This is a genomic window from Aminobacter sp. Y103A (genome assembly GCF_030294925.1).
Lineage (GTDB): Bacteria > Pseudomonadota > Alphaproteobacteria > Rhizobiales > Rhizobiaceae > Aminobacter > Aminobacter ciceronei.
Genome location: NZ_AP017986.1, coordinates 4007687 through 4032004 on the forward strand (window position 1 = coordinate 4007687; position 24318 = coordinate 4032004).

23 protein-coding genes and 1 pseudogene are annotated in these 24318 nt (G+C 64.7%); 10 read left to right on the forward strand and 14 right to left on the reverse strand.

The window, feature by feature from the left end:
- Positions 1 to 46: 46 nt before the first annotated feature.
- Positions 47 to 433: a DUF1801 domain-containing protein gene (locus Amn_RS19615; RefSeq protein ID WP_286290971.1), complete on the forward strand. Its 387-nt coding sequence runs from the start codon at positions 47 to 49 to the stop codon at positions 431 to 433.
- On the opposite strand, the gene Amn_RS19620 is transcribed toward Amn_RS19615, so the two are convergent.
- Positions 430 to 1038 (reverse strand): TetR/AcrR family transcriptional regulator, encoded by a 609-nt coding sequence (locus Amn_RS19620; RefSeq protein WP_286290972.1) that lies wholly within the window; start codon positions 1036 to 1038, stop codon positions 430 to 432. The two genes, Amn_RS19615 and Amn_RS19620, sit on opposite strands and share 4 nt — an antisense overlap.
- Positions 1039 to 1124: 86 nt before the next feature.
- Here Amn_RS19620 and Amn_RS19625 point away from each other — a divergent pair, with 86 nt between their 5' ends.
- From Amn_RS19625 to Amn_RS19635, 3 genes are all read left to right on the forward strand, one after another.
- Positions 1125 to 1880 (forward strand): SDR family NAD(P)-dependent oxidoreductase, encoded by a 756-nt coding sequence (locus Amn_RS19625; protein WP_286290973.1) that lies wholly within the window; start codon positions 1125 to 1127, stop codon positions 1878 to 1880.
- Between the two features lie 31 nt (positions 1881 to 1911).
- A complete protein-coding gene (locus tag Amn_RS19630; RefSeq protein ID WP_263006499.1) occupies positions 1912 to 2469 on the forward strand; it encodes a class I SAM-dependent methyltransferase in 558 nt (185 codons plus the stop codon).
- A 351-nt stretch (positions 2470 to 2820) separates the two neighbouring features.
- Positions 2821 to 3207, forward strand: a complete 387-nt coding sequence (locus Amn_RS19635) for a DUF930 domain-containing protein (protein ID WP_286290974.1) — start codon at positions 2821 to 2823, stop codon at positions 3205 to 3207.
- A 143-nt stretch (positions 3208 to 3350) separates the two neighbouring features.
- Here Amn_RS19635 and rpoD read toward each other — a convergent pair whose 3' ends face one another.
- Positions 3351 to 5375 carry an RNA polymerase sigma factor RpoD gene (gene rpoD, locus Amn_RS19640; RefSeq protein WP_286290975.1) on the reverse strand — a complete coding sequence of 675 codons (2025 nt, stop codon included), beginning with the start codon at positions 5373 to 5375 and terminating at the stop codon, positions 3351 to 3353.
- A gap of 325 nt (positions 5376 to 5700) precedes the next feature.
- Positions 5701 to 7641 (reverse strand): DNA primase, encoded by a 1941-nt coding sequence (gene dnaG / locus Amn_RS19645; protein WP_067959808.1) that lies wholly within the window; start codon positions 7639 to 7641, stop codon positions 5701 to 5703.
- Between the two features lie 353 nt (positions 7642 to 7994).
- On the opposite strand from dnaG, the gene Amn_RS19650 reads away from it, so the two are divergent.
- From Amn_RS19650 to Amn_RS19660, 3 genes are all read left to right on the forward strand, one after another.
- Positions 7995 to 9659, forward strand: coding sequence for a Na/Pi cotransporter family protein (locus Amn_RS19650; protein ID WP_286290976.1), 1665 nt, complete (start codon positions 7995 to 7997; stop codon positions 9657 to 9659).
- 396 nt (positions 9660 to 10055) lie between these two features.
- Positions 10056 to 11216: an amidohydrolase gene (locus tag Amn_RS19655; RefSeq protein ID WP_286290977.1), complete on the forward strand. Its 1161-nt coding sequence runs from the start codon at positions 10056 to 10058 to the stop codon at positions 11214 to 11216.
- Positions 11217 to 11422: 206 nt separating this feature from the next.
- Positions 11423 to 12007, forward strand: coding sequence for a glyoxalase superfamily protein (locus Amn_RS19660; RefSeq protein ID WP_182573270.1), 585 nt, complete (start codon positions 11423 to 11425; stop codon positions 12005 to 12007).
- A gap of 126 nt (positions 12008 to 12133) precedes the next feature.
- Here the strand turns inward: Amn_RS19660 and Amn_RS19665 are convergent, their stop codons facing one another.
- Entirely contained in the window at positions 12134 to 12583 is a 450-nt protein-coding gene (locus Amn_RS19665) for a GatB/YqeY domain-containing protein (protein WP_115733732.1), read from the reverse strand.
- A gap of 289 nt (positions 12584 to 12872) precedes the next feature.
- Here Amn_RS19665 and carA point away from each other — a divergent pair, with 289 nt between their 5' ends.
- Complete coding sequence (gene carA / locus Amn_RS19670; RefSeq protein WP_067959797.1) at positions 12873 to 14075, forward strand: glutamine-hydrolyzing carbamoyl-phosphate synthase small subunit; 1203 nt, start codon at positions 12873 to 12875, stop codon at positions 14073 to 14075.
- A gap of 89 nt (positions 14076 to 14164) precedes the next feature.
- Here carA and Amn_RS19675 read toward each other — a convergent pair whose 3' ends face one another.
- The 4 genes from Amn_RS19675 to Amn_RS19690 all read right to left on the reverse strand — a co-directional run bounded on the left by Amn_RS19675 (position 14165) and on the right by Amn_RS19690 (position 15973).
- A complete protein-coding gene (locus Amn_RS19675; RefSeq protein WP_067959794.1) occupies positions 14165 to 14389 on the reverse strand; it encodes a hypothetical protein in 225 nt (74 codons plus the stop codon).
- A complete protein-coding gene (locus Amn_RS19680; RefSeq protein ID WP_067959790.1) occupies positions 14370 to 15017 on the reverse strand; it encodes an alpha/beta fold hydrolase in 648 nt (215 codons plus the stop codon). Before Amn_RS19680 ends, Amn_RS19675 begins: the two co-directional genes overlap by 20 nt.
- Positions 15018 to 15119: 102 nt before the next feature.
- The gene (locus Amn_RS19685; RefSeq protein WP_263006492.1) at positions 15120 to 15605 is read right to left on the reverse strand and encodes an SRPBCC family protein; all 486 of its coding nucleotides are present in this window, start codon (positions 15603 to 15605) and stop codon (positions 15120 to 15122) included.
- A 26-nt stretch (positions 15606 to 15631) separates the two neighbouring features.
- Positions 15632 to 15973, reverse strand: a complete 342-nt coding sequence (locus tag Amn_RS19690; protein ID WP_154384841.1) for an ArsR/SmtB family transcription factor — start codon at positions 15971 to 15973, stop codon at positions 15632 to 15634.
- A gap of 298 nt (positions 15974 to 16271) precedes the next feature.
- On the opposite strand from Amn_RS19690, the pseudogene Amn_RS32640 reads away from it, so the two are divergent.
- Together Amn_RS32640 and Amn_RS19700 are read left to right on the forward strand one after the other, a co-directional pair.
- A pseudogene (locus Amn_RS32640) lies at positions 16272 to 16526 on the forward strand (ABC transporter substrate-binding protein); the annotation flags it as partial.
- Positions 16527 to 16587: 61 nt separating this feature from the next.
- Positions 16588 to 17259: an ABC transporter ATP-binding protein gene (locus tag Amn_RS19700; protein ID WP_502874731.1), complete on the forward strand. Its 672-nt coding sequence runs from the start codon at positions 16588 to 16590 to the stop codon at positions 17257 to 17259.
- Between the two features lie 28 nt (positions 17260 to 17287).
- On the opposite strand, the gene Amn_RS19705 is transcribed toward Amn_RS19700, so the two are convergent.
- The 6 genes from Amn_RS19705 to Amn_RS19730 all read right to left on the reverse strand — a co-directional run bounded on the left by Amn_RS19705 (position 17288) and on the right by Amn_RS19730 (position 24150).
- The gene (locus tag Amn_RS19705; protein ID WP_154384839.1) at positions 17288 to 17887 is read right to left on the reverse strand and encodes a YdeI/OmpD-associated family protein; all 600 of its coding nucleotides are present in this window, start codon (positions 17885 to 17887) and stop codon (positions 17288 to 17290) included.
- Positions 17887 to 19143 carry a TCR/Tet family MFS transporter gene (locus Amn_RS19710; RefSeq protein WP_154384838.1) on the reverse strand — a complete coding sequence of 419 codons (1257 nt, stop codon included), beginning with the start codon at positions 19141 to 19143 and terminating at the stop codon, positions 17887 to 17889. Before Amn_RS19710 ends, Amn_RS19705 begins: the two co-directional genes overlap by 1 nt.
- A 199-nt stretch (positions 19144 to 19342) precedes the next feature.
- On the reverse strand, positions 19343 to 20260 hold the full coding sequence (locus tag Amn_RS19715; protein WP_154384837.1) for an aldo/keto reductase: 918 nt from the start codon (positions 20258 to 20260) through the stop codon (positions 19343 to 19345).
- 14 nt (positions 20261 to 20274) lie between these two features.
- Entirely contained in the window at positions 20275 to 21186 is a 912-nt protein-coding gene (ypfJ, locus tag Amn_RS19720; RefSeq protein ID WP_192315190.1) for a KPN_02809 family neutral zinc metallopeptidase, read from the reverse strand.
- Between the two features lie 117 nt (positions 21187 to 21303).
- Positions 21304 to 21492 carry a hypothetical protein gene (locus tag Amn_RS19725; RefSeq protein ID WP_067959764.1) on the reverse strand — a complete coding sequence of 63 codons (189 nt, stop codon included), beginning with the start codon at positions 21490 to 21492 and terminating at the stop codon, positions 21304 to 21306.
- A gap of 108 nt (positions 21493 to 21600) precedes the next feature.
- On the reverse strand, positions 21601 to 24150 hold the full coding sequence (locus tag Amn_RS19730; protein WP_286290987.1) for an AMP-binding protein: 2550 nt from the start codon (positions 24148 to 24150) through the stop codon (positions 21601 to 21603).
- Positions 24151 to 24318 lie beyond the last annotated feature (168 nt).

Consider the following 24318-nt stretch of genomic DNA (forward strand, 5'->3'; position numbering starts at 1 on the left):
GGCCAACGCGATCGGGATAGCGTGCCTGCAGGGGGAGAACAGCGAGATGATGCGCAAGGAAGTGCCAGCGGAGAGCCCGGAGGCCTATATCAAGGCCTTGAGCGACTGGCACCTCGACATCGTCGAGGCGTTGCGCGCAGCCACTCGTGCCGCGGGCGATCCCGAGACGCGCATCAAATGGGGCCACATCGTCTGCTTCTCCAATGGCCCGGTCCTGCTCATCCGGGCGGAGGAAGCCCGCGTACTGTTCGGCTTCTGGCGCGGCAAGCGGCTGCGCGGCATCGAGCCAAGGCTGAAGGCCGGCGGCAAATACGAGCTCGCCACCATGGAATATCGCGAGGGTGACACGGTGGATGCAGCGCTTGCCGAAAAACTCGTCCGGGAGGCGGTGCGGCTGAACGCCGAAGTCGGCGACCCGACGAAGAGCAGCTAGGCAAGAATTCCGAGATAGCCGGCAACCGCCCGGCGCAACCGCGCCTGCAGATCGTCGAAATCGCGCTCGCCGGCCCGGACGGCGGCGTCGACGATGCCCCTGGACAGCGACATCAGATCGAAGGCCGTGCGCTCCGGCTGGTCGACGCCGTGGTCGCGCAGCACGCCGACGATCAGGTCGCGCATGTCGGCCTTCAGCTGCACCGTCTCCTTGTCGAGCTTGAGCTCGAGTTCCTCGTGCTCCAGCGCCTGCGCCAGCGCCGGCCGCCTGAGATGATGGCGCAGGCTCGCAGACACCATCGCATCGACGGCACGGGTAAGCCCCTTGCCCTCGGCCTCGCGCACGGCACCGACGAAATCGGCCAGCATGTCCTGTCGCATCTGGCGGACCAGCTCGGCCAGTATCGCCTCCTTCGCGGGGAAGTACTGGTAGAGCGTACCGACGGAAACGCCTGCCAACACCGCGACATGATTGGTGGTGAGTCCGGCGCTGCCCGACGTCTCCAAAATGCGAGCAGCCGCCTCCAGGATCGCAGCGCAGGTGGCAGCGCTGCGCTCTTGCCGCGGTGTCTTGCGGGGGGTCAGCCGGGACTTTGATGCGTTCATGGGATGCGAGTATTGGGTGACACAATTATTCGCAATATTTCCCGCACCCAAGTACGGGTCAACAGCCAAGCCCACCAGGTCAGGGAATGCACGACAGTTTCGACTTCAACGACAGGACCGTGCTCGTCACCGGCGGCGCACGCGGCATCGGCCTGGAGCTCTCCCGCCAGCTGGCCGCCAAGGGCGCGCATGTCATCGCGGTCGGACGCGACGCTGCCTCGCTGGATGCGCTGGCGAAGCAACTCCATGGCTCGGTCACCATCCAGCAAGTCGATCTCGGCACATCAGCCAGTGCCGAGGCCCTGTCTCAATGGGTGGCCGAAACGCGCCCGCAGTGCAGCGCGCTGATCAACAACGCAGCAATCATGCATCACACCGATCTGACAGTGGACAGCCAGGCCCGGCTCGACGCCATGTCGGCCGAAATTGCGGTCAACCTGACCGCGCCGCTGCAACTGTCGGTGGACGCTGCCGGTGCTGTCGGCTCATCCCTCCTCGGCCGTCGTCAACGTCACCTCCGGCTTGCCATCGCGCCTAAGCGCGAGGCCGCCGTCTACTGCGCCAGCAAGGCTGCCCTGCGCAGCTTCACCCGTTCGCTGCGCGACCAGTGCCGCGCGGCCAAGCTTCCGATCCAGCTCACCGAAGCCGTCATGACGCTTGTCGACACCACCCTGTCGCGCGCCGGTCCGCTCCGGAAATATCCGCCGGCGCTGGCCGCCGCCGACCTCATAGCCGGCATCGAACGCGGCCTCGACGAGATCTGGATCGAAAGGACCAAGCTCTTGCGCATCGTGCATCGGATTTCGCCCGAGCTTGCCTATTGCATCATGCGCGACCGCTAACCACCTACGCCAAAAGCCAGGACCCGCAAGAATGACCGAATTCAATGCGTTCGCTGCCCAGCTGCTACGCCGGCCCCGTCAGGTGTCGGCCCTTGCCCCTTCGTCGCCGAGTTTGTGCCAGCTCATGGCCAGCCAGCTGCCGCGCTGGGCCCGGCGGGTCGCCGAGTTCGGCCCCGGCACCGGCAACATCACCCGTGAAATCCTGAAGCTCGGCATCGCGCCCGCCGACCTCTTCCTCTACGAGCTCAACCCGGTCTTCTGCCGCATGCTGCGCGACCGCCACCCAGAAGTGACCATTTTTGACGAACCTGCGGAAAAACTGGCGTCCGTAGGACCGCAGCACGTCGACGCCGTCGTCTCTGGCCTGCCGCTGCTGTCGATGACATCAAGCCAGCAGGAGGCGATCCTGTCCGCCGCCTTCTCGCGGCTCGGGCCCGATGGCGTGTATATCCAGTTCACCTATGGGCTGTTCTCGCCGGTGCGCAGCAACATTGCCGAAAGCCTCGGCCTGGAATTCACCCGTTCGCCCCGCGTCTGGCGCAACCTGCCGCCGGCGGTCGTCTACGTCTACCGGCGCAGGCGCAATTAGGCAGGCTTGCGCAGCACCGATATCCGGCGCCGCAATCGCGCCACAGTGACGGGCGAACCAGTTGGCTGCACAAAAACCCGGGTCGCATGTCGCCTGTCGTGAAACTGGATCCCAGCTGGCCCGTCTCGCTGGCATTGCATGCCCTTTTGCTGGCCGCCCTCTTGCTGTTGCCGAGGCCACAGCCATTCAGGGTTCCGGCCGAGGATGCAGTGCCGGTCGAACTGGTGGCACCGGCGCCCGCACCAGTCCAGTTGCCGCGACAACAGGCAGCCTCCGCCGCACCGCTTGGACGTACCCTTGCGCCTGCCACCACCTCCAAGCCCGAGGCGCCGACCGCTCAGCCCCCCCTCTATGGTCAAGGCGCACAGTTTCTACGCGGCAAAGCTGCTCGCCGACCCGCGCAGCCGCCATGCCAGGCAGGCGCTGGCGACCTTTGCTCCCGACGAACGTGCCATCCAGCTGTGCAACATCGAGGCCATGGAGCAGATCCACCGCTGGAAGGCGGAGCTCCGTCCCGATCTTGTCGTCCCCTATGCGACCGGCGATCTCAGGATCGCTGGCGGCTCGTTTCATGCGCAAGGCGGAGCCTTCCGGGCCGGGGGCCGCTGGTACGGCGTAGTCTTCTCTTGCGATGTGACCGCAGGCGCTGTCGCGGCCTTCGAGTTCAGCGTCGGCGAGGCAATTCCCGAGGCCAGATGGGCCGAATACAATCTCGTTGCTGGAAACCCGGAGGACTAGAGGATTTGCAGGAAAAGTGCCTGGCGGTTTTCCGGTTGGGATTGCGCAGGAATATAAGCCCCCCAAACGAAAAAGCCCGGCCAGATGAACTGACCCCGTAAAGTTGGACGGAGAGCCGGGCTTTTTGAACGAGATCGCTGCGATCAGCTGTCGAGGAACGAGCGCAGCTTCCTGGAGCGGCTCGGATGCTTGAGCTTGCGCAGTGCCTTGGCTTCGATCTGGCGGATACGCTCGCGGGTGACCGAAAACTGCTGTCCGACCTCTTCAAGCGTGTGGTCGGTGTTCATGCCGATGCCGAAGCGCATGCGCAGCACGCGTTCTTCACGCGGGGTGAGCGAGGCGAGCACGCGCGTGGTGGTCTCGCGCAGGTTCGCCTGGATCGCCGCGTCGATCGGCAGGATCGCCATCTTGTCCTCGATGAAGTCGCCGAGATGCGAATCTTCCTCGTCGCCGACGGGCGTTTCGAGCGAGATCGGCTCCTTGGCGATCTTCAGCACCTTGCGCACCTTCTCGAGCGGCATGGCGAGCTTTTCGGCCAGTTCTTCCGGCGTCGGCTCGCGGCCGATCTCATGCAGCATCTGGCGCGAGGTACGGACGATCTTGTTGATCGTCTCGATCATGTGCACCGGGATGCGGATGGTGCGGGCCTGGTCGGCGATCGAACGGGTGATCGCCTGCCTGATCCACCATGTGGCATAGGTCGAGAACTTGTAGCCGCGGCGGTACTCGAACTTGTCGACGGCCTTCATCAGGCCGATGTTGCCTTCCTGGATCAGATCCAGGAACTGCAGGCCGCGGTTGGTGTACTTCTTGGCGATCGAGATGACGAGACGCAGGTTGGCCTCGACCATTTCCTTCTTGGCGATCGCTGCCTCGCGCTCGCCCTTCTGCACCTGATTGACGATCTTGCGGAATTCCAGGATCGAAATCGCCGTCTCGGTGGCGAGGTTCTGAATCTCGGCGCGCAGGTCGCGGATCGTGTCCTTCTCGTTCTTGGTGAACTCCTTCCAGCCGCGGCTGGACAGGTTCGAGATCGAGCGGATCCAGTTCGGGTCGAGCTCGGAGCCCTGATATTCCTTCAGGAACTCGTCGCGGCGCACGCCATAGCTTTCGGCGAGACGCAAAAGTTTGCCTTCGTTCTGCACCAGGCGCTTGTTGATGTCGTAGAGCTGCTCGACCAGCGCTTCGATGCGGGCGTTGTTGAGCGACAGCGATTTCACGGCCTTGACGAGCTGATCCTTCAGCTCCTTCAGGCGGCGGTCCTGGCTCGGCGACAGGGTGCCGGCGGCGGCGAGACGGTTCTCGACCTGCTGGTCCTGCAGCTTGCGCAGCTTCTTGTAGGTGTCGGCGATGACGTCGAGGGTTTCCATGACCTGCGGACGCAGTTCCGCTTCCATGGCCGCCAGCGACAGGCTGGCCTCGTCCTCGTCTTCCTCGTCGTCCTCGCCACGGGTGTCGCCACCCACATTGGTGATGTCGTCTTCCTCGTCGCCACCGCGGCGGCGGCCCGCCTTCGGCTCGTCCCTGGGCTTGGCGTCTTCCTCGACGCGCTCGACGATCGGCGCCTGCTTGGCCTCGGGACCGGCATAGGTCGCCTCGAGATCGATGATCTCGCGCAGCAGGATCTTGGCTTCGTTGAGTTCGTCGCGCCAGATGATGATGGCCTGGAAGGTCAGCGGGCTTTCGCACAGGCCGGCGATCATCGTCTCGCGGCCAGCCTCGATGCGCTTGGCGATGGCGATTTCGCCTTCGCGCGACAGAAGCTCCACCGAGCCCATTTCGCGCAAGTACATGCGCACCGGGTCGTCGGTACGGTCGGTCGGCTCTTTCTTGGTCGTGGTCGCGGCAACGGCGGTGCCGGTCTGCTCGGCAAGCTCATTGGCATCTTCTTCGGCATCGCCTTCGGAAGCCTCAGCCTCTTCGCCCTGCTCGTCGTCCTCGACCACGTTGATGCCCATGTCGGAGAGCATCGCCATGGTGTCCTCGATCTGCTCGGAGGTCACCTCCTCCGAGGGCAGCACCGAATTCAGCTCGTCCATGGTGACATAGCCGCGCTTCTTCGCGACCTTGATCATCTTTTTGACAGCGTCATCGGAAAGGTCGAGCAAAGGTCCGTCTGGGGCGCCTTCGCGTTCGGTCTCGACCTCTTCCTTTTCTTTTGTCGCCATTCTTCGCTTTCTCCAGGCGGCCCGTCAGCCGCTTAAACTCTTGGACAGTGCAAATCAGATGCGCTCATCGAACCTGCGCCTGAACTGCCAGTAGCTGTACCTGTGTTAAGTCCAGATTAACCGTGATATCTGTGGCGGAATATCTTCCTGTCCAGTGACAAGTGCCCCAATCCGCATTTTCAGGCCATCGACACGACTGGCGACCTGGCCGCCGGTTAACTTTTTCGAATCGACCTGATTCCGTCATTCCGTCGGAAGGTCAAGCGCCTCTCGCATGATTCGCGCCAAAAAAGCGAATCAATTGCGGGATAATCGGTCCGCAGCGTCAGTTACGACCGCCCCGGCCCGAAGACACCCCGAAGCCTTCGATAAGCGCTTCGGTGGCCTGCACGTCGTGAAACTGCGCCTGAACTTCCACCAGATGTCGGTAGTTTTCGTCGGTAGGATCTGTAGCCAGCGCAGCTTCGGCCTGTTTCAGCTCCTTATGTAAGGTGCGGGCGCTGCGGTGCAAGTGCAACGCCTGCGCGAAGGCGTCGCGGGCGTCCTCGATCGCCGCGTCTTCCAGCGCCGTCCACTGCCGGGCGCGCCGCGCCAGCATCACCGCCCGCCCCCACATCTCGGCACAGGAGGCGCGCTCGATCGCCGCCACAACTGCTTCGCGGGTGTTGGCCTCGCCATGCGCCATCGCATCGATCAGCACCGAATGCAGCTGCTTGAGCTCGCCATGGCTGAGGTCGAGCCGTTCGACATGCTCGAAATTCTCGTCGATCAGCGCGGGGTGGTTGACCAGAGCGACGACGAGTGCCGCCTCGCGCAGAGGCATGATGCCGGCCGTGCGTTTGACCAGCGCCGAACGCGCCAGGCTTTCGGACACGGCAAGCCGACCCGCGGCGGCACCGGCACCACCCTTTTTCCACTGGCCGCGCTCGCCGCTACCCTTGCTGAACGAGCCCCTGCCGCCTTGCCCTTGCTGGCGGCCGCGCTGGCTGCCGAAGAAATTCAGCACCCGCTCGCGCATTTCCTGCTGGTAATGGTAGCGGACGCTCTCGTCCTTGATCCTGCCGGTCAGCTCGCGCAGCGTCTTTTCAAGCTCGGCGCGCCGTTCCGGCGTGTCGAACACCCCGCCCGACGTCTCACGCATCCAGATCATGTCGGACAGCGGTCGCGCCGCGTTGAGCACGGTGCGGAACGCTTCCGGCCCTTCCGCCTTGACCAGGTCGTCAGGGTCCTTGCCCTCTGGCAGCAATGCGAAGCGGGCCGTGTTCCCAGGGGCTACCAGCGGCAGCGCCAGGTCGGCGGCGCGGTAGGCGGCCTTCAAGCCGGCCTTGTCGCCGTCGAAGCACAACACCGGCTCGCCCGACATGCGCCACAACAGTCCGAGCTGGTTTTCGGTCAGCGCCGTGCCGAGCGGCGCCACGACATTTTCAATACCGGCCTGAGCGAGCGCGATCACGTCCATGTAGCCTTCGACGGCGATCACCGTGCCGCCCTTCTGCAGCGCCTTGCGGGCGCGGGCGAAATTGTAGAGCACGTTGCCCTTGTGAAAGAGCTCGGTCTCGGGCGAATTCAGGTACTTGGCCGAAATCTCCGCCGACATCGCACGGCCGCCGAAGGCGATGATGCGCCCGCGGGAATCCGGGATCGGAAACATGATGCGGTCGCGGAAGCGGTCATAGGAAACCGGCACGTCCTCGAAGACGGTCAACCCGCAGGCCTCCATCTGCGCCTTCTCGATGCCCTTGGAGGCGAGGAACTCCTTGAGCGCATTGCGGCTGTCGGGCGCGAAGCCGAGCCGGAACTGCTGCTGCGTCACCTGCGATAACCCGCGGTCGCGCAGATAGGCACGGGCCCGGGCTCCATCGGACGTCTGCAGCCGGTCCTCGAAGAATTTGGTCGCCAGTTCCATGACGTCATGCAGCGAGGCGCGCTCGCGCTCGCGCCGCTCTTCCTGCGCATCGCGCGCCGGCATCGGCACGCCGGCCATCTCGGCGATGCGCTCGACCGCCTCGGGGAAGCTGAGCCCATCCATTTCGGTCAGGAAGCGGAAATGATCGCCCGTCACGCCGCAGCCGAAGCAGTGATAGCGGCCCTTGCGGTCCTCGCAGTGGAACGACGGCGACTTCTCGCCATGGAACGGACAGCAGGCCCAGAAATCGCCCTTCTGGGTGTTGGTCTTCTTGCGATCCCAGGTCACGCGCTGGCCGATCACGGCCGAAATCGGCACGCGGTCACGTATCTCGCTCAAAAATCCGTCGGAAAAGCGCATCGGGTCCTGCTTGTTTCAAACTGATATAGGCGCTCGCCTCGCCGGACACGACTCCTATTCGTTGCCTGCCCGCGGACATGCCCGCTGTTCACAGGGCCTCAGCAGCGCAAACATCCGGCCAGGCATCTCGATTGCGCCGTCGGCCGGTCGCTGTCGAACCGGAATTGCCGCCCTACCTGTCACAATGTGGATGATCGCATCTTGCGATTGCGTGCACACGTGTGCACTATGGACGAAAAATATTATCCGGCTAATCTAAATGGCATGTTCATGACAGTGATTCGCATCCGCGCCAAGAGCACCGTGGCAGCCTCCCAGACAGCCCCCGGCAGCACGTCCATCAGGTGCTCCCGATGAGTGGCTCCGTCGTCCTGCTGCACCTCGCCGGCGCCGTCGCCCTGCTCCTGTTTGCCACCCGAATGGTGCGCACCGGCGTCGAGCGTGCCTATGGCGACGTGCTGCGCCACAAGCTGCGCAACACCATGCGCAACCCGATCCTGGCGGTGCTTGCCGGAACGGCCCTGGCCATCGCTTTCCAGAGCTCGACGGCCGTCACCCTGCTTGTCGGCTCCTTCGCCGGTGCCGGCATCGTCAGCGGCCTCGCCGGCCAGCTCGCCGTGCGCGGCGCCGAGATCGGCTCGGCGCTGGTCATCAAGATCCTGACCTTCGACCTGTCGCTGCTGGTGCCGCTGTGTCTCGTCGCCGGGACGACAATGTTCCTCGCCACCGACCGGCGCAGCTGGCAGCAGACAGGCCGCATCCTCGTCGGCATCGGCCTTCTCGTGCTGTCGCTCGAAATGGTCGGCCAGGCCTCCGAGCCGCTGCGCGAAAGCAAGCTGCTGCCCGTCATCATCGACTATTTCGCCGGCGACCCCGTCACCGCCTATTTGCTCGCGGCCATAGTCACCTGGCTGTTCCATTCCTCGATCGCCGCCGTGCTGCTGATCGTCACCCTTGCCGGCCGCGGCTTCGTGCCGCCCGAGCTCGGCATCGTGCTGGTGCTCGGCGTCAATCTCGGCAGTTCGATCATCGCCCCCCTGCTCACCCGCAACGCCGAGCCGGGCGTGCGCGTCGTGCCGATCGGCAACCTGCTGATGCGCGGCGCCGGCTCGCTGGTCATGCTGGTGGCGTTTCTATGGATCAAGCCGTCGACCGCGTTCCTCGGCTCGACCGGCCCCGACCAGATCATCAACGCCCACATCCTGTTCAACTGCATCATCCTGGTCGCCGGCATTCCGCTCGCCAAACTCGTCTACAGCGCCTCGGAAAAGATCGTGGCGCTCGGCACCAGGACCGATCCGGCCAAGGAGATGGCGGTCGCCGAGCTCAGCGCGCTCAACGAAGCCGCCCTCGACACCCCCTCGCAGGCCCTTGCCAACGCCACCCGAGAGACGGTCCGCGTCTGCGAGACCGTCGAGATCATGCTCCAGCGCATCATCGAGCTCTATGAGAGCCCCGACGCCGACAAGATCAAGGCACTCGCCTCGCTCGACGACCGCGTCGACCGCAAGCACCAGGCGATCAAGCTATACCTCGCCAAGGCCACCATCCGGCCGATGACCGAGGACGAGGCGCTGCGCTGCCAGGAATTGCTCGGCGCCTGCGTCAAGCTTGAGCAGGTCGGCGACATCATCGTCCGCAACATGCTGGCTCATGTGCAGAAGAAGCTCGACCGCGGCCTGGAATTCACGCCCGAAGGCTGGCGCGAGCTGACTTCCTTCCACGCCTCGGTGATGGCCAATGCGCGCCTGGCCTTCAACGTTCTGGTGTCGCGCGACGCCAACACCGCGCGCCAGCTCGTGCTCGAAAAGGACCGGCTGCGCGACGTCGAGAAGCAGACCAGCCAGAGCCATTTCCTGCGCCTGCGCGACGGCACCATCAAGAGCGTCGAGACCAGTTCGATCCACCTCGACACCATCCGCGATCTCAAGCAGATCAACTCCCTGCTCGCCTCGATGGCCTATCCCGTGCTCGAAGAGCAGGGCCTGCTCCGCGGCTCGCGTCTGAAGGCGAGCTGAGCAGCGCACAGTAACGCTTTTCCGCATGCGCACGCCGCGCCTCTTTCCATTGTGCGTTGCGATCCTCCGCACCCCCCTCTGGCCTGCCGGCCATCTCCCCCACAAGGAGGGAGATTAGTCGCGTCGCCGGCGGCGCCCATCCTGCAAGATTGCCAGGCCCCCGCTAACGTCAGTGATTGGGCGTAGCACCGATGACGGCGTGATCTCCCTCCTTGTGGGGGAGATGGCCGGCAGGCCAGAGGGGGGTGCGAAGGATCGCAACGTTGACGATTTGCCTCGTAAGGCGCAACCGGCGCGCTTTTCCCGCACGGCAAAAAGGCTGGCCCCACCAACCGCTCTTGCCTGCCACAGCTAATCCGGGCGACGCTGTTTCCTCCAATCCTAGGGATCAGCAAAATGGCCGCGCTCGACCAGAACACCCTCGTCGCCGAGATGACAACCTGGCGGCGCGGCCTGCATGCCCATCCCGAGTTCGGCTTCGAGGAAAAGCGCACCTCAGCCTTCGTTGCAGCCCAACTCCGGGCTTTCGGCCTCGACGAGGTCGTCGAAGGCGTCGGCGGCACCGGCGTCGTCGGCACCCTGCGCCGTGGATCGGGCAACCGGGCCATCGCGCTCCGCGCCGACATGGACGCATTGCGCATCTCCGAGCAGGCCAGCCACGGTCACGTTTCGCAAAATCCCGGTGTCATGCATGCCTGCGGCCATGACGGCCACACCGCGATGCTCCTGGGCGCGGCGAAGCTGCTTGCCAACGAAGGCGGCTTCGACGGCACGGTGCGCTTCATCTTCCAGCCGGCGGAGGAATGGGGCAAGGGCGCGCTCGCCATGCTCGACGACGGGCTTATGGCGCGTTTTCCCTTCGACGAGATCTATGGCCTGCACAACATGCCCGGCCTGCCGTTGGGCCATTTCGAGACCCGGCCCGGCCCGATCATGTCGGCGGAGGACAATTTCGAGATCGTGCTGCGCGGCCTCGGCCACGCTGCCCGCCCGCATCTCGGCCGCGAGGTGCTGGTTGCCGCCTGCGCCGTCGTCACCAACCTGCAGACCATCGTGTCACGCCGGCTGAGCCCGGCTGACATCTCCGTGGTCTCGGTCACCGAACTCATCACCGACGGCACCCGCAACGCCCTGCCCGGCTTCGCCCGCATCCTCGGCGATGCCAGGAGCTTCCGCCCTGAAGTGAGCGCCGAGATCGAACGGCAGATGCGCATCATCGCCGAAGGCACCGCACTGACCTACAACTGCACGGCCGAGGTGACCTACAGCAGGGAGTTCGTGCCGCTGGTCAACGATGCCGAGGCCACCGCAGCCGCGCTCGAAGCCGCCAGCTCCGTGTTTGCTGCCGGTGCAGTCAACGGCAAGGGCGAGATCGTCACCGCATCCGAGGATTTCGCCCGTTTCCTCGACCATGTCCCCGGCTGCTTCGCCTATATCGGCAATGGCGAGGCCTCGGCGCCGCTGCACAACCCGTCCTTTGATTTCAACGACGACGCCCTGATCCACGGCACCCGCTTCCACGCGGCCATCGCCCGCCAGCGCCTGCCGGTGACGTGATTTTTGAAAAGGAAACGTCGCCGCCATCGCAGCCCATTTGAACTTGCCCGAATCGCCGTCCTTGGCGACACTCTCCTTGGGCCGTGCAGCCTGCCGCTCGCTCCCCAGGGATTGGCGAATGCACCGGAGAACATGGTTGACCCTTGGGTGACCGTCGGCAATGCGAGCACTGACGCTGTATGTCACCCTCTTCAAGGGAACATCCCATGCCATCGCTTGATCGCGTGAAATCCATGGCCAAGGAGCTGCGTGCAGGCCTGGCCGCGCAAGACATCCACCTTGCCCACAGCGCCTGTCTCGAGATCGTCGCCCGCCAGTTCGGCTACGACAACTGGAACACCCTCAAGGCGACGTCCGACGCCAAGGCCGAGCTTGCCGTTTCGGTCGTCGTCGAGCATGGCCGTGAGGAAGAGGCAGCCAGTTTCTACCAGAGGGCGTTCGGTGCCATTCGCGGCGGATCCTACCTGTTCGAGGGCGTTCCGATCTCGATCGACCTGCGGATTGGCGGTGTCGCCCTGCAGGTTGGCGGCGCCAATCCCCGCCGAGAACAGGAACCGCGGCGCGGCGGGCCGTTCTTCCCCAAGGCCCATGGTGCGGTCAGCGCCGTCTTCATCCTCGATGTCGCCAACGTGCAAGCCGCGCTGCAACGAGCGATCGGGGTCGGAGCAACCATTCGTGGAAACCTGGCTGCGGCAACCGACGGCCGCCGCGGCGCAACCGTATTCGATCCGTTCGGCCACATCTGGGGCCTGCGTGACAAGGCCCCGGTCAAGCTCCGCCACGCCGCGTGATGACCTTTCCTCCTCCCGCAAGGGCAGAAGGAAAGGCGCGGCTACCCTCGCGCCCCAAACGAAAAACGCCCCGCGCTGCATCGCAGGCGGGACGTTTCTGTTCACATGGCACAAGGCCATGGCTGCCTACTGCAGCAGCTCCTTGACGATGCCGCTGGCCTTGCCGAAATCCATCTGGCCGGGATAGCGCTCCTTGAGCGCGTTCATGCAGCGGCCCATGTCGCGCAAGCCATCGGCGCCGACTTCCGAAATCACCTGCTGTGCCGCGCTGCGCACCGCCCCCTCCTCCATCTGCTTGGGCAGGAAGTCGGAGATGATGGCGATTTCGTCGCGCTCCTGGGCGGCCAGTTCCAGCCGCGAACCTTCCTCGAAGGCCTTGGCCGATTCCTGGCGTTGCTTGACCATCTTGGTCAGGATCTGCAGGATTTCCTCGTCGGTGACAGGGTCCTTGCCGGCACCGCGATGGGCGATGTCGCGGTCCTGGATGGCTGCCTGGATCAGCCTCAGCGTCGAGGTGCGGCGCTTGTCGCCGGTCTTCAATGCAGTCTTCAGTGCCTCGGCGAGTGTCTCGCGCATGGCCGTTACTCCTGAACGTGTCGCAAACAATAGCGCCGACCTGCCACAGTGGCAAACCGAATGACAATGGCCAACTTCCTGTTTTTGCTAGGAAAAATAATTAGCCACGAATCCCGGAACGGTCATTGACCATGTGCCGGCCTTCGCCTATTGTCCGCGCCTTGCAAGGACTTGTTTGTTTTGTGCACGGGGCCCGCCTGACGGTGGTCGTCCGTGCTTTTCGCTGCGCGATATGGCCCCTTGCGAGCCATTTTTCAAGTCGCGGCGCCCGTTACGCAGGAGCATCGCCATGGCCTCAGAGACCGCCCCCTGGGCAACCGAAGTGCCGACCGCCGTTCTGGTTCTGGCCGACGGAACGGTCATCACCGGCCGAGGCCTCGGCGCCACAGGCAGTGCCGTCGCCGAAGTCTGCTTCAATACGGCGCTCACCGGCTACCAGGAGGTCCTCACCGACCCCTCCTATGCCAGCCAGATCGTCACCTTCACCTTCCCGCACATCGGCAACATAGGCACCAACGATGAAGACATTGAGGACCTGAACCCGGCGACGCGCTCGGGTGCCGTGGGTGCGGTGTTCAAGGCCGACGTCACCAACCCGTCGAGCTATCGCGCCGCCGGTCACCTCGACCAATGGCTGAAGCGCCGTGGCATCGTCGCCATGTCAGGTGTCGACACCCGGGCGCTGACCGCGCTGATCCGCGAGAAGGGCATGCCCAACGCCGTTATCGCATATGCCCCCGACGGCAAGTTCGACGTCGAGAACCTCAAGGCTCAGGCCCGCGCCTGGTCCGGCCTCGTCGGCCTCGACCTCGCCAAGGACGTCACCTCGGGCCAGTCCTCCAGTTGGACCGAGACGCCCTGGGTCTGGAACGAGGGTTATGGCGAGCGCGCTGACGAAACTATGCACGTCGTTGCCATCGACTACGGCGTCAAGCGCAATATCCTGCGCCTGCTCGCCGGCCTCGGCGCCAAGGTGACCGTCGTTCCGGCCAAGACCTCGGCCGAAGACATCCTGGCGATGAAGCCGGATGGCATCTTCCTGTCCAATGGCCCCGGCGACCCCGCAGCGACGGGCGAGTATTCGGTGCCCGTCATCAAGGACCTGCTCAAGACCGAGCTGCCGGTGTTCGGCATCTGCCTCGGCCACCAGATGCTGGCGCTGGCGCTTGGCGGCAAGACCGCCAAGATGCACCAGGGCCACCATGGCGCCAACCATCCGGTCAAGGACCACACCACCGGCAAGGTCGAGATCGTGTCGATGAACCACGGCTTCGCGGTCGATGCCGAGTCGCTGCCCGAGGGTGTCGAGGAGACGCACGTCTCGCTGTTCGACGGCACCAATTGCGGCATCGCGCTCACCGGCCGCCCGGTGTTTTCGGTCCAGCACCATCCCGAGGCCTCGCCCGGCCCGCAGGACTCGCACTATCTCTTCCGTCGCTTCGCCAACCTGATCCGCGCACGGCAGGGCGAACCGGCACTCGCCGAGCGCTGAGGTTCGACGTCATCGGACAATGAGAAACAGGCCCCGCACCGCGGGGCCTGTTTGCGTTTGACGTCAAGTTGCGTGGCGACAGCCCAGCCTCACTTCGGCGCCGGAGTACCGAGAAAAGCGTTGGCCGCCACTGCCACCTGTTGTGCTTTTGCCGGGTCGGCGAGGATGCCCATGTGGGTTGTATCAGACAGCACCATGAGCTGGCTGCGCGACGGACCGTTGACGTCGCCATTGGCGTGGCCGCCGAGCGCGGCATGCATTTCGGCGAGATGGCCGAGCGTCACAACGTCGGCGTCACCGGCGACAAGAAGCACCCGGCTGCGCGATCCTGGCTAGGTCCGCGGTCCAGTCGAACGGCGTCAGCTCAAGCTGCTTGACCTTCTCGACCAACGCCGGGAAGTCCGGCTTGGGCGACAGCTTCTGGTACTCGGCCACCATCGGCGCGCCGGCGAACATGTCGGCGGTCAGGTGCTGCACCATCTCCTTGTGCCCAGGGGCCAGACCCTTGTCGCTGGCCGATGCCGACACGGCGACGATGCGCTCGACGCGATCGGGATGGCGCAGGGCAAGTTGCAGGGCGACGTTGCCGCCCATCGAGTAGCCCATGACATTGGCCTTCGCGACGCCGAGTTTGTCGAGCAGCCCGGCGACATCGTCGGCCATGGTCTCGTAGCTCAGCCCTTCGTCGCGGTCGGCGGTACGGCCGTGGCCCTGCAGCTCGACGGCGATGACCTTGTTCGACCTGGCGAGTTCGCCGAGGCTGGTCGCCCAGTTGGTCTCGATGGTCATGAAGGCTCCGTGGAGCAGGACGAGCGGCGCGCCCTCCCCGTGGATCTGGTGATGCAGTTCCAGCGGCACTGCCTCCCCGGCCGAGACGGCTGACAGTGCGATGGTGGAAAAAAGGGCGAGCAGAGCCGCGCCCGCGATTGCCAGCGTTTTCATTGTCGTTTCCTGTCTTGGGATGAGCGATCCCACCCGGTCGCCGATGCGGCCGCTTGGGTCACGATTGCGGTGGAGAAATTGCCGGCCGGATCCGGTCTAAGATCAGGCGGAGATCAGTTCGCCGAGCAGCTCTTCGAGCTGGTTCATGCTGTCCTGCGCGCCGGCTTCCATGCCCGAGGCGACCATGCCGTCGCGATCCTCGATGCTGTCGAAGCGGGTGACGCCGCTGTAATGGGTCTTGCCGTCCCTCTCCTCAAAGCGATGGGTCTCGATAACAGTCTTGTCTTCGAACATGCCCTCCAGCGCGAAGGTATTGACCAGCTTCTCCGGCTCGTCGACCTCGATGTACCTGCCGATGAAGGCAAAGACGGTACCATCAGGCGTGGTCTGCTCGAAGCGCCACTCGCCGCCGGGGCGGACGTCGAGCTTGACCACCTTGGTCGCGCCCATGGCGCGCGAACCCCACCAGCGCGCCACATGTTCGGGCCGGGTCCAGGCCCGCCAAACCAACGTGCGCGGCGCATCGAAGCTGCGGCTCATGCGGATGATGGGTTCGCCCTCCGGCGTCTCGACAAGCATCTTGTTCATGTCATTCCCTTTCGTATCTCGTGAAATCACTGCTTGTTGGTGTCGTCGCCGCGCTGCATGTCGGCGAGATAGGCGTCGAGCTGATCGAGATTGTCGCGCCACAGGTCGCGATAGGCGCCAACCCAGCCGTCGATGTCCTGAAGCGGGCCGGCCTGGAGCTTGCAGTAGCGATACTGCGCGTCCTTCTCGCGGGAGATCAGGCCGGCGTTTTCGAGCACCTTGATGTGCTTCGACACCGCCGCCAGGCTCATGTCGTAGGGTGCAGCCAGTTCGCCGACGCTCGCCTGCCCCTGGGCAAGCCGGGCCAGGATGGCGCGACGCGTCGGATCTGCCAGCGCGGAAAAGGTAAGGGAAAGAGGATCAGTCATGTCACTATTCAACCAACTAGTTTTTAACTTATTGGTTGAATACAATTCGCTCAAGCGGTTGTCAACCAGTTGGTTGAGAACATCCGGCAAATCTCACCGACGTGAAAAGACGGGTGGCGCGCCCTGCCCGTCGCAAAAAATTCTGCACCACCCGGGCATGCGCGAAATGAGCTGTCCAGCCCGCGACACCAGCCAGACGCGAGCGCTCTGGCGCACTCATGGCCACTTCTTTCGACCCGCCAAAGGCCGGTTCTTCCGCCCCCTACGCCGTTCGCCCAAGCCAGCGCTGCGCGTGCGCCGCACCTTCGTCGAGCAGTCGACCCGCGCCGCCGAATGATCGCGCCAGTACCCCGATGAAGCACGCAAGGTGCTGGCATCCATCCTGTCGAAGCGCGGAGAGAACGCCGAGCTGGCCAAATACTGGACCGGCTTCGGCCTCCGCGAAGGCGCGCAGGCGGTTCCCCGCGACCTCGACTTCTGGATCGCCGTGCTCGAACGCGAGGGGTCGCTACCCAAGGGCAAGCTCAAGGCCGCCGACCTGCTGTCCAGCCCAACGCCGAAGCCAAATCGAACTGTGCCTGAAAAGGCCTGGCCAAAGACATCGGAGAACAAGCATGACCAGCATCGACAGCGGCCACCGCGGCGAGGTTTCGATCCGCGACCTCTCGAAATCCTTCGCCATCAACGGCCGACCGCTGGCGGTGCTGAAGGGCCTGAACCTCGACATCCGCGCCGGCGAATGCCTTGTCATCGTCGGCGCGTCGGGATCGGGCAAGACCACGCTGCTGCGCGTGCTGGCCGGTCTCGAAGTGGCCGATGGCGGCCGGGTGGCGATCGACGGCGAACCGGTGCATGGCGTCGGCTCCGACCGCGCCGTGATCTTCCAGGAGCCGCGGCTGCTGCCCTGGCTGACGGTGGCAACGTCGCCTTCGGCCTCGAGGTGCGTGGCGAAAACCGCGCCCGCGCCGAGGAGCGGGCGCGCGCTGACCGTACAGCCCGAAATCCTTCTGCTCGACGAACCGCTCGGCGCGCTCGACGCCATGACCAAGATCACCATGCAGGAAGAGCTCGCCCGCATCTGGAGCGAGGAGAACGTGACCATGGTCATGGTCACCCACGATCTCGAAGAAGCGGTCTATCTCGCCGACCGGGTGCTGGTGCTGCCCAAGGAGAAGGGTGCCGCCGCCCGCCTGATCGACATCGAGCTGCGCCGCCCGCGCGACCGCAGCGAACCTCGCTTCGTCCGATACCGAGAGGAACTGCTGCACGAGTTCGGCCTGCATTGAACGAGGCCGAGGGCGTCGAGCGTTCCGTTCACTTCTTGCCTTGCGGATAGATCGTTTCGCCACGCTTCAGCATGGCGACGAAGGTCTCGATCTTCTTCTTGCGCCCGGCCTCGGTCTTCATGTTGTGGGTGCGGAAGGCGAGCGCAAAGCGGTTCTGCTCGCTGAGCTTGCCGAGCATTGCTTTCGCCTCCGGCTCGGCATCGATCGCCGCCTGCAGGTCGTGAGGGATCAGCATGTCCTTGCCACTCTTGTAAGCCCGGTCCCAGCGGCCGTCAGCCTTGGCCGCCTCGACCTGCTTCATGCCATGCTCGGTCATCCGCCCCTCGGCGACCAGGCGCGCCACGCTGTCGACATTGATCTGGCTCCAGGTGCCCTTCTTGCCGCGCGGCGAATAGCGTTGCAGGAAACTCCTGCCGTCGAACCCCTTGCGCAGGCCGTCTATCCAGCCCCAGCATAAGACGACTTCGATCGCCTCCTTCGGCGTAATCGAGGTCAGCCCCGATCCGACCTTGTGGACCTTGATCCAGACCTCGTCCTGGCTGTCGTGGTTCCTGCTGAGCCAGGCATAAAAGCTCGCGGCATCGGCGAATTCGTGAACCTTGGCGGGATCGACATAGACTGGTGTCATCAGTTGACCTGCTCCGCTTCTACGGCTGTAGCTTTCCTGGCTGCCGGCCGTTCGACCTTGAAAAGGAACACCATCAGCGCCAGGCCGATGAAGACCCCGCCGACGGCATAGGGTGCGCCGGCAAATGTCACCGGCGCGCTCGGCCCGGTGAACCAGGCAAAGATGCCGGTGTAGAGCAGCGGCGTGATGATGCTGGTGATCGAAAACAGGCTGGTCATCGCGCCCTGCAACTCGCCCTGCGCATCCGGCGGCACCTTGGCGGCGGCCAGGCTCCTCAGCGGCGGGTCAGCGAGTGCTTCGAGGCAAGTCGCCACGATCACCGCATAGATCATCCAACCCTGCCATGCTGCGGCATAACCGAAGGCAGCGACGGCCGTGAAACCGAGACCGATGGCTGCCGTACGCCACTCGCCCAGCCTGGGGATGACTCTGGGAAGCACCAGTGCCATGACAAGCGCGCCGCCGAGGCCGAACACGCCGAGCGAGAAGCCGATCTGCCGTTCGCTCCAGCCATAGCGGTAGCTGCTGACGAAGGACCAGACCGCCGGATACATCATGTGGCCGAGCGCCATCAGGAAGAACACCAGCCCGATCCAGCCGATGCCCTTGTATTTGCGCATCTGCTTCAGCGCGCCGAGCGGATTGGCGCGGCGCCATTCGAAGGCGCGCCGGTTGTGGCGCGCCAGCGTCTCGGGCAGGAAGAACAGGGCCACCAGGAAATTGACGAAGGCAAGTGCTGCCGCACCCCAGAACGGTACGCGCGGGCCGAACTCGCCGAGGAAGCCGCCGAGCACCGGCCCGATGATGAAGCCGACACCGAAGGCGATGCCGAGCAGTCCGAAATTCTTGGCCCGGTTGTCGTCGTTCGAGACGTCGGCGATGAAGGCTGCGGCCGTGGAGTAGCTCGCGCCGCTGATTCCGGCGAGAACGCGGCCGACGAACAGCATCGGATAGGACCAGGCGAGCGCGCAGATGACGTTGTCGATGGCGAATGTCAGTACAGAGGCGAGCAGGATCGGCCGGCGCCCGAAACGATCGCTGAGATTGCCCATCAGCGGCGCAAACAGGAACTGCATCGCCGCATAAACGAAGAAGAGCCAGCCGCCCTCGATCGCCGCCTCGCCGACGCCGACGCCGGTCAGCTCCTGCAGGAAGGCCGGCAATACCGGCATGATGATGCCGAAGCCAATGATGTCGAGCAGCAATGTGACGAAAACGAGCGCAAGGCCTCGTCTGGCGGTCTTCTCATCAACCATGTCGAACCCACAGGCGCCGCTTCGAGGCCGCGAAGATCAGTCGAGCTGCGCCGGCATTTTTCACCCGCGAAAGGCGCTCAAATGCCGGCATCGATCCGCCGGGGGCGTGCGGAAACCTTGCTTATAGATCAAGCACTCATCAAGAACAATACGTGAACATATCAATTATCTTCATGCCAGAACGCCATCCGGCGGAACATTACGGGACCGCGCGGCCCTCGCTTGCCTCGAGAATGGCGAACCAGTGCTGGCGGTCGAGCCTAATGTCCAGCGCCTTGACCAGCCCGGCCAGCCGCGCCGCCTTCATCGTGCCCAGCACCGGCACCAGCCGTGCCGGATGCCTGAGCAGCCAGGCAATGGCAATTGTCGAGATGTCGGCGACACCGATCTCCTCGGCGACCGCCCTCAGCGCTGCCCGCACCCTTTGCTCGCGTGCACCCTCGCCGGTGAACAGCGAACCGCCGCCCAGCGGCGACCAGATCATCGGCGCGTAGCGCAGCCTTTGCGCATGGTCGAGTCGCCCGTCGGTCAGGGCCGAGGTCTCCAGCACCGAATGCTCGATCTGGTTGGTGACGAGCGGGAACGGCAGCCGCGAGGCGAGCAGGTCGAACTGGTCCGGCGTGAAGTTGGACACGCCGACGGCCCGCACCTTACCTGCCGCCACCAGCCGCTCGAAGGCGCGCGCCGTGTCGTCGGCGTCCATCAGCGGATCGGGCCGGTGGATCAGCAAGAGGTCGAGATAGTCGGTGCCAAGGTTGTTCAGCGAACGTTCGACCGAGGCCTCGATATGGGCGGCACCGGTGTCATAATGCTTCAGTCGGTTCTGCGGCCGGTTGGACGAGGCCAGCATGATGCCGCATTTGGAGATCAGTTCGATGCCGGCGCGCCGGCCTTTCCAGCGCGCCAGCCCGGCGCCAAACGCCTCCTCGACCGCGTAGCCGCCATAGATGTCGGCATGGTCGAAGCTGGTCAGGCCGAGATCGACTGATGTATCGATCAGCCGTGCAACCTCCTCGGCGCCAGGGTTCTGGCCGTCGAGCAGCCGCCAGGCGCCGAACACCAGCCGCGATAGCGACAGGCCTCCCGGCACCAGTTCGATGCGTGGAGAGACAGTCATCCGATCGGCCATCGTCAGATCGGATTGTTGAAGGTATCGCAGTCCGACAGCTTGCCGCTCTTGAAGCCAGCGGCAAACCAGCGCTGACGCTGCTGCGAGGTGCCGTGGTTAAAGCTTTCCGGCACGACATAGCCCTGCATGCGCTTCTGCAGCGTGTCGTCGCCGATCTGCTGGGCAGCGTTCAGCGCCTCTTCGATATCGCCCTGTTCGAGCAGACCCTTCTGGTCGGTGTAGTGGCCCCAGACGCCGGCGAAGCAGTCGGCCTGCAACTCGACGCGCATCGACATCTGGTTGGCGTCGGCCTCGCTCATCTGCTGCCGCATCTGGTTGAACTTGGGCAGAATGCCGGTCAGGTTCTGGACGTGATGGCCGACCTCGTGGGCAATGACATAAGCCTGGGCGAAATCGCCGGCAGCGCCAAACTGCTTGGCCAGCTGGCCGAAGAAGGCGGTGTCGAGATAGACCTTCTGGTCTCCAGGGCAATAGAACGGGCCGGATGCCGAGGAGGCGAAGCCGCAGGCCGAGCGCACCTGCCCTGAGAACAGCACCAGCTTCGGTTCCTGGTATTTCAGCCCCTCGGCCTGGAAGATGCCGTTCCAGGTGTCTTCGGTTTCGGCCAACACGGTCGAGACGAACTGGGTCATCTCGTCATTGGCGGGCGCACCGCCCTCGCTCACCTGGCCGCCGCCCGAAACCGGCCCGCCGTCACCGCCGGCCAGGATCTGCATCGGATCGATGCCGCAGGCGCGCAGCGCAAAGAACAGAATGACAAGGATGATGATGCCGGACAGTCCGCCGCCGCCCGTCGACATGCGCGGGCCCATCGGCAGGCGTCCGCCACCGAGGCCTCCGCCAAACCCGCCACCGCCGCCTTGACCGCGCGTATCCTGGACGTTGTCACTCTGGCGGCGGCCTCTCCAGCGCATAGGCGTATCCCTCGATGTTGTCGCAGCCTCGGCCGCTCACTTGAGACAATTAGCTTAACCCCTGCGGCAAGTCACAGGGTTTTTGCTTGGGCCACCCCTCGGCCCGGTACCACAATTTCAGCTTTTCTGCTTGCTGCCGGCGCTCTTGCCGTCGGAGCTTTTCGCCCTCTCCTCGAAGCGCTTTTCGCCCTTCTTGAAGTCGCGGCCGGTCTTGGCCTCGACCTTGCGTTCTTCCCTCGCTGCTGCCTTGCGCAAGCCTCTTGCGGCCTCTTTTCCCTTGGCGGTGGGCGCCGGTGTGATCGCCATGTTCGTTTCCTCCCGAAGGTGCCGCACAACTGCGGCGCTCAGGCAAACGCGAACAGGCGGGCACTCGTTCCCTGCTTGCAAAAGCTCGGCCCCGCCGCGATCGACTCACTATTCCGCCGGCGCGGCCTGCGCCTCGAGCACAGCACCATGGCCGCGCCGGCTGGCAAGCCATGCCGTCAGCGCCTTCTGGGAGTGGAACGCAGCGACGCCGGTCAGGACGCCGGTCACGACGCTCAGCGTGGTCAGCACAGGCCACGGCAGCTGGGGTTGCGGCAGCACGAGCTCCGGCACCAGGCGATGGAACAGGTAGATGTGATATCCGGCCGCCGCCACCGGCAAAGCCAGTGCCGCGACCTGCCGCGGCACTGTGATACGCGGGGCGTAGAGCAGCATGGCGACGCAGGCAAGTTGCAGAATGAACTTGACCCAGGAGCCGGTCCAGTTACCGCCCCAATAGGCCATGAACGGGAAGGCCATGGTCGCCATGCCGAGCACCGCCATGCGCTGCCGCGCCGTCTGCGCGTGAAAGGCGCACCAGCCGAAGACAGCGAGATAGAATACGTCCGACACGGTGAAGATCTGCACCGCGCCGACGGCCCAGACCTTTGGCGCCAGGATCTTGATCGCGATGGTGACGACAAGCGCTGTCATTCCCGCTGCGAACGGCCTTGCCGCTACCTGCTTGCGTACTGCCGGCAACGAGAACAATACCGCGACGATCAGCATCAGCTGCGCATAGGCTTCGACGAACCAGTAGAGATAGGGCAGCATGTGTTTGGGATCGAAGATGCCGAGATTGCCGACGAGGAACACCGACGGCCACAGCACCTCGCCGCGTGCGATCGAAAAGCCGGCGACCAGCGGCGCATAGACGGCGAGATTTGCCGCCACCGCGCGCAACAGCCTCGACGTCTCGCCGCGCATCAGCGCCGCACCATGAAACCGCGCCAGCCCGTAGCCGACAAGCATCACCAGCGCCGCCGCCCCGCCCGGAATGGGCCAGAGTGTGGCGTGATGCAGGACGACGAGAAGGATCGCCAGCGCCCGCATCAGCATGTCGGTGTCGACGATGCGACGGTTTCCCTTCTGGCTGCTCAACCGGGCCAGCGCGCCGACCGGCATCTTCTCCCAGCCCTCGGGGATGCGGCCGAGCTTGCGCTCCAAGGTCAGCGACAGTTGGACATAGAGCAGCGAATCTCCGCCGAGTGCCTCGAAACTGTCAGCCGGCGTCACCCGCCGGGGATAGAAGGCCCGACCAAACGCCTCGATGAGCCCGGCATCGGCCTTCTGGTTTCGCCGCGCAAGCTGCGCCACCGCCTGGTGGTCGACCTTGCCCGAAGCCAGCCGTGGCAAGGTGTCGACCGCCACCGCCTCGACATGCAGCGCCGTCAGTCCACTCGCTTCGATCATCAGCTTGCAAACATCCTCAGGCGCCTCGCCCGACGAAAACGCCGCGACCAGTCGCCGGTCGTCGCCGGTGACCGCCGCCACGACGCCCCGGCTGGCAAGCGCGTGCTCCACCGCCTCGTGGCTGATCCGCAAGCCCGCGATCTTCGACATGCGCTTGAGGCGGCCGACGACGCGGAAGAAGCCGTTCTCGCAACGCTCGGCCAGGTCGCCGGTGCTGAGCTCGCCGATCTCGGCGCCGCGTGCCAGGTCGTTGCGGTCGAGCGCGTAACCCATCATCACGTTCGGCCCGCGATAGACGAGTTCACCCGCCTCGCCGCAGCCGTCGATCCGGCCTCCGTCCTCATGGACAAGCGCCAGTTCGCCGCCCGGAATGGCAATGCCGATGCTATCGGGGTTATCGGCCAGCGCTGCCGGCGGCACATAGGCGATGCGCGCCGTGGCCTCGGTCTGGCCATACATCAGGAACAGCTGCTGCCCCTTGGCTTCGAGCCTGCGCCGGACGGTCTCGGCGAGCCCGGCGGGCATCCGCCCGCCCGCCACCGTCATGAAACGCAGTGACGGCAATTCCTCGGCGCTGAAGCCAGTCTTGTCCATCAGCTCGTAGGAATAGGGCACGCCGCTGATGTTGCTGACACCGGCCGCGCGCAGATCGTTAACGAAGCCTTTGTCGGCCACGCCCTTGGCTGAGACGAACACGCTGGCACCGACTGCCAGATGCGAGTTGAGCACCGAAAGGCCGTAGGAATAATGGAACGGCAGGATCAACGCCGCGCGATCGGCCGGCGCCAGGCCGAGATAACTGGCGATCGCCCGAGCATTGCTCTCGACATTGGTCCGCGAGAGCCGGACGAAGCGGCTCCTGCCGGTGCTGCCCGATGTCGCCAAGAGCACGGCCAGGTCGGGATGCAGCGTCTCGCCTGCGTCCTCGCCCTCAACGAGGCGCCAGCGCCCGTCGAACCGTCTGACGCACAAATCGGGGTGAAAGTCCTCTTCGAATGCGTCGAACGCCGCCGCATCGCCAGGCGCAATCAGCGCCACCGCGTGTCCGCCGGCCAGAGCGGCGAGATAAGCGACGATGGCATGCTCGGAATTGGACGCTTCGAGCGCCACGACCTTGCGCGCCGCGCCGAACTCCGCTGCCATCGCTGCAACGCGGCGCGCCAGTTCGGCATAGCTGATGGCGGCGCGACCCGGAAACACCAGCGCTATCCGCTCGCCAAAACCGGCAAGTCCCTGCAGGAAATCCATTCTTCGCCCACCCCGCCGCTTCGCTTGCAGCCACATGAACGCGCGAGCCGATAGCGCTATTCCTGATAATTTGCATCAAGAAAATGCAAAGCGGCTAATATATATGCCGCCCGGCGGGCAACATCGGGCTTCGCCGGCCGAGCGCAAGACATGCGCTCGACCGACTGG

Excerpts from the sequence above, each read along its gene's own strand:
- Amn_RS19615 (WP_286290971.1), top strand. The coding sequence starts at position 47 with ATGATGCGCAAGGAAGTGCCAGCGGAGAGCCCGGAGGCCTATATCAAG.
- Amn_RS19620 (WP_286290972.1), bottom strand. The coding sequence starts at position 1,038 with ATGAACGCATCAAAGTCCCGGCTGACCCCCCGCAAGACACCGCGGCAA.
- Amn_RS19625 (WP_286290973.1), top strand. The coding sequence starts at position 1,125 with ATGCACGACAGTTTCGACTTCAACGACAGGACCGTGCTCGTCACCGGC.
- Amn_RS19630 (WP_263006499.1), top strand. The coding sequence starts at position 1,912 with ATGACCGAATTCAATGCGTTCGCTGCCCAGCTGCTACGCCGGCCCCGT.
- Amn_RS19635 (WP_286290974.1), top strand. The coding sequence starts at position 2,821 with ATGGTCAAGGCGCACAGTTTCTACGCGGCAAAGCTGCTCGCCGACCCG.
- rpoD (WP_286290975.1), bottom strand. The coding sequence starts at position 5,375 with ATGGCGACAAAAGAAAAGGAAGAGGTCGAGACCGAACGCGAAGGCGCC.
- dnaG (WP_067959808.1), bottom strand. The coding sequence starts at position 7,641 with ATGCGCTTTTCCGACGGATTTTTGAGCGAGATACGTGACCGCGTGCCG.
- Amn_RS19650 (WP_286290976.1), top strand. The coding sequence starts at position 7,995 with ATGAGTGGCTCCGTCGTCCTGCTGCACCTCGCCGGCGCCGTCGCCCTG.
- Amn_RS19655 (WP_286290977.1), top strand. The coding sequence starts at position 10,056 with ATGGCCGCGCTCGACCAGAACACCCTCGTCGCCGAGATGACAACCTGG.
- Amn_RS19660 (WP_182573270.1), top strand. The coding sequence starts at position 11,423 with ATGCCATCGCTTGATCGCGTGAAATCCATGGCCAAGGAGCTGCGTGCA.
- Amn_RS19665 (WP_115733732.1), bottom strand. The coding sequence starts at position 12,583 with ATGCGCGAGACACTCGCCGAGGCACTGAAGACTGCATTGAAGACCGGC.
- carA (WP_067959797.1), top strand. The coding sequence starts at position 12,873 with ATGGCCTCAGAGACCGCCCCCTGGGCAACCGAAGTGCCGACCGCCGTT.
- Amn_RS19680 (WP_067959790.1), bottom strand. The coding sequence starts at position 15,017 with ATGAAAACGCTGGCAATCGCGGGCGCGGCTCTGCTCGCCCTTTTTTCC.
- Amn_RS19685 (WP_263006492.1), bottom strand. The coding sequence starts at position 15,605 with ATGAACAAGATGCTTGTCGAGACGCCGGAGGGCGAACCCATCATCCGC.
- Amn_RS19690 (WP_154384841.1), bottom strand. The coding sequence starts at position 15,973 with ATGACTGATCCTCTTTCCCTTACCTTTTCCGCGCTGGCAGATCCGACG.
- Amn_RS19700 (WP_502874731.1), top strand. The coding sequence starts at position 16,588 with ATGACCAGCATCGACAGCGGCCACCGCGGCGAGGTTTCGATCCGCGAC.
- Amn_RS19705 (WP_154384839.1), bottom strand. The coding sequence starts at position 17,887 with ATGACACCAGTCTATGTCGATCCCGCCAAGGTTCACGAATTCGCCGAT.
- Amn_RS19710 (WP_154384838.1), bottom strand. The coding sequence starts at position 19,143 with ATGGTTGATGAGAAGACCGCCAGACGAGGCCTTGCGCTCGTTTTCGTC.
- Amn_RS19715 (WP_154384837.1), bottom strand. The coding sequence starts at position 20,260 with ATGACTGTCTCTCCACGCATCGAACTGGTGCCGGGAGGCCTGTCGCTA.
- ypfJ (WP_192315190.1), bottom strand. The coding sequence starts at position 21,186 with ATGCGCTGGAGAGGCCGCCGCCAGAGTGACAACGTCCAGGATACGCGC.
- Amn_RS19725 (WP_067959764.1), bottom strand. The coding sequence starts at position 21,492 with ATGGCGATCACACCGGCGCCCACCGCCAAGGGAAAAGAGGCCGCAAGA.
- Amn_RS19730 (WP_286290987.1), bottom strand. The coding sequence starts at position 24,150 with ATGGATTTCCTGCAGGGACTTGCCGGTTTTGGCGAGCGGATAGCGCTG.